This is a genomic window from Actinomycetospora sp. (assembly GCF_055612215.1).
Genome location: NZ_JBVPVA010000278.1, coordinates 1 through 6,181, shown reverse-complemented (window position 1 = coordinate 6,181; position 6,181 = coordinate 1). Strand labels below are relative to the sequence as shown.

Sequence of the window (6,181 nt, the reverse complement as noted above, 5' to 3'; positions counted from 1 at the left end):
TCCTTCTGCATCCGCGATTCCTTCTCGAGGCGCGGCACCGCCTTCTCGACGGTCTGCAGGTCGGCCAGGACGAGCTCGGTGGAGATGGTCTCGATGTCCGCGCCCGGGTCCACCCGGCCGTCGACGTGCACGACGTCGTCGTCGTCGAAGACCCGGACCACCTGGCAGATGGCGTCGGCCTCGCGGATGTTCGCGAGGAACTTGTTGCCCAGCCCCGCGCCCTCGCTCGCGCCCGCGACGATGCCGGCGATGTCGACGAAGGACACGGTCGCCGGGACGATCTTCTCCGAGGAGTACAGCTCGGCGAGCCGGTCCAGCCGGGGATCGCGCAGCGGCACCACACCGACGTTCGGCTCGATCGTGGCGAACGGGTAGTTCGCCGCGAGGACGTCGTTGCTGGTCAGTGCGTTGAACATCGTCGACTTGCCCACGTTGGGCAGCCCGACGATGCCGAGGGTCAGGCTCACGACACCGAGTCTAGAGACCCGGTCCGACGGCCCTCGGAAACCGGAGGGAGCCGATCGGGCCCGGGCTGCGTCCAAGCCCCCGAGAGACACCGTTCCCGACCTCGGAGGTCCTGAGATGCCCGACGACCGCTCCGGCGCCCGCGCCACCCTCGACACCCCCTTCGGCCCCTTCACCGTGGTGGTCGACGCTGACGGCGTCGTCCTGGCGGCCGGGTGGACGCCCGCTCCCGACGACGAGCTCCTCCCGCTCGTCCACCCCTCCCTGCGCCCCGCGGAGATCCTCGAGCGCACCGAGCTCGGCGCGGTGACCGCGGCCGTGGCGGCCTTCCACGACGGCGACGCGGGGCCGGCCGCGATGCTGCCCGTGCGCCAGTACGGCGGACCGTTCCTGCAGGAGGTGTGGGCGCGCATGCGCGAGATCCCCGCCGGGACGACGCTGTCCTACACCGAGCTCGCGCTGCGGGCGGGTCGCCCGCTCGCACCGCGCGGCGCCGCGCAGGCCTGCGCCCGCAACGCCGTCGGGCTGTTCGTGCCCGACCACCGGGTCCGGCGCGGCGACGGCTCGCTCGGCGGCTTCCGGTGGGGGTTGTCGGTGAAGGAGGGACTGCTCGCGGCCGAGGCCGCGCACGTGGCCGGGAGCCCGCAGGACACCGCCCCGTCGGAGGCCTGACCGGCGAGCCGCCACACACTGTCGGACCCCTCTGGCACCGTCCGCCCCATGACGATCACCGGGGAGGGCGTGCTGCTCGGCCTGCTGCTCGGCGCCCTGCTGGGGGCGCTGGGCGGCGCCGTGGTGGCGAGCCGCGTCGCCGCGGCGCGCCAGGAGGCCGCGGTGGCCGAGGCGGTGCGCCGGGCGGGTGCGGCCGCCTCCGCGGCGCGGGCCGAGCTGGAGGCCGAGCGCCGCTCGGCCGGCGAGCGCGAGGCGGCCGAGCGGCGGCGTGACGCGGCGGTCCGGGAGGCGTTCGCGTCGCTGTCGGCCGAGGCGCTGGCGGCGAACTCGGAGAGCTTCGCGCGGCTCGCCGAGTCCCGGATGCGGGAGGTCACCGGGGCGCTCGCCTCCTCGGCGGCCGCCGACGCCGGCGCGCGGGCCCGGGCGATGACCTCGTTGCTCGACCCGGTGTCGTCCACGTTGACCCGGCTCGAGGGGCAGCTGCGCTCGGCCGAGTCCGCTCGCGAGGCGGCCTTCGCGGGGCTGCGGGAGCAGGTCGGGGCGGTCGCCGAGTCGGCGCGCGGCGTCGCCGGTGAGACCCGGGCGCTGACCACGGCGCTCCGCACGCCGCACGTGCGCGGGCGGTGGGGGGAGATGCAGCTCGAGCGGGTCGTGCACCTTGCCGGGATGGTCGAGCACTGCGACTTCAGCCGGCAGTCGGTCGCGGGCGCCGAGGGCACCGCCCAGCGCCCGGACCTCGTCGTGCACCTCGCGGGCGGCAAGCGCGTGGTGGTCGACGCCAAGGTGCCGTGCGAGGCCTACCTGGAGTCGCTCGAGGCCGCGGACGAGGCCGGTCGCCGCGAACGCACCCAGGCCCACGCCCGCCAGCTCCGCACCCATGTCGACGCGCTGTCGGCGAAGGCCTACTGGCGCTCGTTCGACCCCACGCCCGAGTTCGTCGTCATGTTCGTCCCCGGCGAGGTGTTCCTCTCCGCGGCGCTCGAGGCCGACCCGGGGCTGCTCGAGCACGCGTTCTCCGCCGACGTCGTGGTCGCCACGCCCACCACGCTGATCGCGCTGCTGCGCACCGTGGGGCACGCGTGGCGCCAGGAGTCGCTGGCGCGCGACGCGGCCGAGATCCACACCCTCGGCCGGGAGCTGCACGCGCGGCTCGCGACGCTCGGCGGGCACCTCGGCAAGCTCGGTCGCTCGCTGGACGCGGGCGTGAAGGCCTACAACGACACCGTCGGCTCGCTCGAGTCGCGGGTGCTGGTCACGGCGCGCCGCTTCTCCGAGCTGTCGGTCACGCGCGGCACGGTGGAGGAGGTGGCGCAGGTCGACCGACGGGCTCGGGTGCCCGGGGCGCCGGAGCTGACCGGTGAGGGCGGTCCCGGCATCCCCGACGGGGAGGACGTGGCCCTCGAGGACGACGCGGAGGGAGCGGCCGGTGCGGACGGGACCGGCGCAGCGGAGGAGCACGCGGCGCGGGCCCCGGGGGTGCACCGGCTGACGGGCTGAGCGGAGGCCGCCGATCGGCGCGGCGCCCGCGACCACCCGGGCGTGCCGCCGGTGACGAGGGGGCCCGGGCCGGTGGCGACCGCCCGCTACCGTTGATCGGGTGACCACCACGCGGGACGACGCACCGTCGTCCGCCTCCTCCGAGGTCGGGGAGGCCTCCGCCTTCCCCGGTCTGCGGGGGATGCGGTGGTGGGCGGTCCTGGTGCTCGCGCTCGTCCTCACGGCGGGCGGGGTCGCGGCCGACGTGGTCCGCGCGGGAAGCCTCGGCGGGATCTTCCTCGCGGCCTACCCCGCCGGCTGCGTGCTGGCCACCCTGCTCGTCCAGCGCCGCGACCTGTTCGTGCCGATGGTGCAGCCGCCCCTGCTGCTGGCCGTGTCGGTGCCGGTCGCGGTCGCTGCCACCGGCTCGCTGCCCGCGTCGGGGGGCCTCGTCTCCACCGCACTCGCCGTGGGCGCTCCGTTGATCAACGGGTTCCCGGCCATGGCGATCACGACGGTCGTGTGCGTCCTCATCGGCGTCGTCCGTATCCGGGTCCAGCGCTGGCGCCGGGTCCCCGACGAGGGCGCGACCCGGCGTGACCCCGTCCGCTCCGGCCCGTCGGGAGCATCCCGCGGCCGCGGCGACGGGGTGCGGGACCGTCCGACGACCAAGCTGGGCAACCGGGACCGGCGGCCGCCGGCCTCCGACCGGGAGCAGGCCGAGCGCGACCGCCGGCGGGCCCAGGAGCGCGCCCGCGCCGAGCGCGAGCGTGCGCAGGCGGAGCGGGACCTCGCCGAGCGGGAGCGCCGCGAGCGCGACCGGCCCGAGCGGGATCGGCCGCTCCGTGAGCCCAGGCGGCAGGACGGCGCCACCGAGCGACGCCCGGCCGCCCAACGCAGCGCGCCCCCGCCCGAGAAGGGCCAGCCGGCCCAGCGCAGCGCACCCCCGCCCGAGAAGGGCCCGGCGCGTCCCGCCACGACCATGCCACCCGCCGCCGGCCCGCGTGAGCCCCGCAGCCGGGAGGACCGGATGCGCGAGGAACGCCTCCGCGAGGAGCGGCAGCGCGAGGGCCGGGGCCCGGGTTCGAAGCCCCCCGGCGTGCACCCGGTCCGCGAGCGACCTCCGGGCGAGCCTCCGCGCTGAGGTCGTCAGGCCCCGCTCGGGTCGATCAGCTCGAGATCAGGAGCACGTCAGGCCGGCCCCGCCCATGCAGAACCTGCGCCCGGTGCCCCTCGACGTCCGCGGCCCTCGACGTCCGAGCGGCACCGGCCGGCCGGCACCACGAGCCGCGCGTCAGCGCACGGCGTCGGGACGCATGTCGCGCTTGAGCTCACGGGGCAGGGAGAACGTCAGCTTCTCGTTCGCCGTCGTGATCTCCTCGACCTCGCCGTACCCGCGGTCGGCGAGCCAGTGCAGGACGTCCCCGACGAGGATCTCCGGCACCGAGGCGCCGCTGGTGACCCCGACCGTCGTGACCCCCTCGAGCCAGGCCTCGTCGATCTCGCCCGCGTGGTCGACGAGGTGGGAGTCCCGGGCGCCGGCCTGGAGGGCGACCTCGACGAGGCGCACCGAGTTCGACGAGTTCCGTGACCCGACCACCACGACGAGGTCGCACTGCGGGGCCATCGCCTTCACCGCGACCTGGCGGTTCTGGGTGGCGTAGCAGATGTCGTCCGACGGCGGGTCCGACAGCGCCGGGAACCGCTCGCGCAGCGCCGAGACCGTCTGCATCGTCTCGTCGACCGACAGCGTCGTCTGCGAGAGCCAGATCACCTTGTCCGGGTCGCGGACCTCGACGGCGGCGACCGCGTCCGGGCCGTCCACCACCTGGATGTGCTCGGGGGCCTCGCCGGAGGTGCCCTCGACCTCCTCGTGGCCCTCGTGGCCGATCAGCAGGATGTCGTAGTCCTCGCGCGCGAACCGCTTGGCCTCCTGGTGGACCTTCGTCACCAGCGGGCAGGTGGCGTCGATGGTGCGCAGCTCGCGCTCGCGGGCCTCGGAGTGCACCGCCGGCGACACCCCGTGCGCCGAGAACACGACGGTGGCGCCCTCGGGCACCTCGTCCGTCCGCTCGACGAACACCGCGCCCCGCTGCGCGAGCGTGGTCACCACGTGGCGGTTGTGCACGATCTCCTTGCGCACGTACACGGGTGGGCCGTAGGTCTCCAGAGCCTTCTCGACGGCGACGACGGCGCGGTCGACGCCTGCGCAGTAGCCGCGGGGCTTGGCGAGGAGCACCCGCCGCGTCGCGGTCGCGCCATCGACGGCGGAGACGGCGACGTCGTGCGCGACGGCCGTGGTGCCGGGTCCCGGAGAGACGGACATACCGTCGAGCCTACGGGCCGACGGCGGCCCGGGGCGGTTGCGCACGGCCCCGTGACCGGCCCGCGGCCGTGGCGATTCGCACAGCCCCGCCGTCGGCTGGCAGGCTGGACGCATGAGTTCCCTCCCGTTCCCGGTGCGCGTCGCCGCCGGCCTGGTCGTGACCGCGGTCGAGGAGGTGCAGGCCCTGCCCCGCACGGTCGTGGGTCTGCCGATCTCCGCCGTGAGCCGCGTGCTCCAGCTCTCCATGCGCGCGCAGCAGGTCGTCACCGAGCTGGCCATCAAGGGCGACACCGCCCTCGAGGGCGCCCGCCCCGTGGAGGAGGCCCCGTCGTGGGCGCGCTTCGACGACGACACCGACGACCGCGTCCTGCCCGCGAGCGGTGTGGACGGCTCCCGCTCCGGGCCGCCCGGGCGACGCCTGCCGGGCACGTCGACCAACGGCCACGCGCGGCCCCTCGACCGTCCGGTGCTCACCCCGGAGGACACCGGGGGCGACACCCCCGACGCGCTGCCCGGGTACGAGTCGATGACGATCCCCCAGGTCCGCGCGCGGCTGCGCGGCCTGTCGGTCGACCAGCTCACCGACCTGCTGGCCTGGGAGTCGGCCCACGCCGACCGGCCGGCCTTCGTGACCATGCTGACCAACCGCATCGCCACGGTCACCGCCGAGCAGTGACGACGACCGCCGAGGCGCCGTGGCCGGTGCGCACGGTCGCCCTCAAGGTCTCGAAGTGGATCGACCGGCTCGGGCCGGTCTGGGTGGAGGGCCAGCTCACCCAGGTCAGCGCCCGGCCCGGAACGGGCACGGCGTTCCTCGTGCTGCGCGACCCGGCGGCGGACGTGTCGCTGTCGCTGACCGCCCCCGCCCAGATCGTCCGGGACGCGACCCCGCCGCTCGCCGAGGGGCAGCGGGTCGTCGTCCACGGCAAGTTCTCGTTCTACTTCGGGCGCGGGACGCTCTCGCTGCGGGTCGACGAGGTCCGCGCGGTCGGGGTCGGCGAGCTCCTCGCGCGCATCGAGCGGCTCCGGGCCCTGCTCGCGGCGGAGGGACTGTTCGACCCGGCCCGCAAGCGCCGGCTCCCACGCCTGCCGGGCTGTGTCGGCCTCGTCACGGGCCGGGCGAGCGCCGCCGAGCACGACGTCGTCAGCGTCGCGACCGGTCGCTGGCCCGGGGTGTGCTTCCGCATCCTCAACACCGCGACCCAGGGCGTGCAGGCGGTGCCCCAGATCCTCGACGCGCTG

Annotated in this window: 7 protein-coding genes; 5 read left to right on the top strand and 2 right to left on the bottom strand. The window is 75.8% G+C overall.

Going from position 1 to position 6,181, the window contains the following annotated elements; translation table 11 throughout:
* Window positions 1-467, bottom strand: a 467-nt coding sequence (locus AC0CYZ_RS07660; protein WP_472213923.1) for a GTPase, incomplete at its 3' end; no start/stop codon positions are given.
* Window positions 468-582: 115 nt separating this feature from the next.
* Between AC0CYZ_RS07660 and AC0CYZ_RS07655 the strand changes: the two genes are divergently transcribed.
* The 3 genes from AC0CYZ_RS07655 to AC0CYZ_RS07645 all read left to right on the top strand — a co-directional run bounded on the left by AC0CYZ_RS07655 (window position 583) and on the right by AC0CYZ_RS07645 (window position 3,757).
* Window positions 583-1,137 carry a methylated-DNA--[protein]-cysteine S-methyltransferase gene (locus tag AC0CYZ_RS07655; RefSeq protein WP_472213921.1) on the top strand — a complete coding sequence of 185 codons (555 nt, stop codon included), beginning with the start codon at window positions 583-585 and terminating at the stop codon, window positions 1,135-1,137.
* A gap of 48 nt (window positions 1,138-1,185) precedes the next feature.
* On the top strand, window positions 1,186-2,634 hold the full coding sequence (locus AC0CYZ_RS07650; RefSeq protein WP_472213919.1) for a DNA recombination protein RmuC: 1,449 nt from the start codon (window positions 1,186-1,188) through the stop codon (window positions 2,632-2,634).
* Window positions 2,635-2,734: 100 nt separating this feature from the next.
* Window positions 2,735-3,757, top strand: coding sequence for a DUF6542 domain-containing protein (locus tag AC0CYZ_RS07645; protein ID WP_472213917.1), 1,023 nt, complete (start codon window positions 2,735-2,737; stop codon window positions 3,755-3,757).
* 150 nt (window positions 3,758-3,907) lie between these two features.
* On the opposite strand, the gene AC0CYZ_RS07640 is transcribed toward AC0CYZ_RS07645, so the two are convergent.
* Complete coding sequence (locus AC0CYZ_RS07640; protein WP_472213915.1) at window positions 3,908-4,939, bottom strand: 4-hydroxy-3-methylbut-2-enyl diphosphate reductase; 1,032 nt, start codon at window positions 4,937-4,939, stop codon at window positions 3,908-3,910.
* Between the two features lie 112 nt (window positions 4,940-5,051).
* On the opposite strand from AC0CYZ_RS07640, the gene AC0CYZ_RS07635 reads away from it, so the two are divergent.
* Both AC0CYZ_RS07635 and AC0CYZ_RS07630 read left to right on the top strand, forming a co-directional pair.
* On the top strand, window positions 5,052-5,615 hold the full coding sequence (locus tag AC0CYZ_RS07635; RefSeq protein WP_472213913.1) for a lipid droplet-associated protein: 564 nt from the start codon (window positions 5,052-5,054) through the stop codon (window positions 5,613-5,615).
* The coding region (locus tag AC0CYZ_RS07630; protein WP_472213912.1) for an exodeoxyribonuclease VII large subunit at window positions 5,612-6,181 on the top strand (570 nt) is incomplete at its 3' end. The genes AC0CYZ_RS07635 and AC0CYZ_RS07630, both read left to right, overlap by 4 nt.

Coding starts and splice junctions, on each gene's coding strand:
- AC0CYZ_RS07655 (WP_472213921.1), top strand. CDS start 583: ATGCCCGACGACCGCTCCGGCGCCCGCGCCACCCTCGACACCCCCTTC.
- AC0CYZ_RS07635 (WP_472213913.1), top strand. CDS start 5,052: ATGAGTTCCCTCCCGTTCCCGGTGCGCGTCGCCGCCGGCCTGGTCGTG.
- AC0CYZ_RS07650 (WP_472213919.1), top strand. CDS start 1,186: ATGACGATCACCGGGGAGGGCGTGCTGCTCGGCCTGCTGCTCGGCGCC.
- AC0CYZ_RS07640 (WP_472213915.1), bottom strand. CDS start 4,939: ATGTCCGTCTCTCCGGGACCCGGCACCACGGCCGTCGCGCACGACGTC.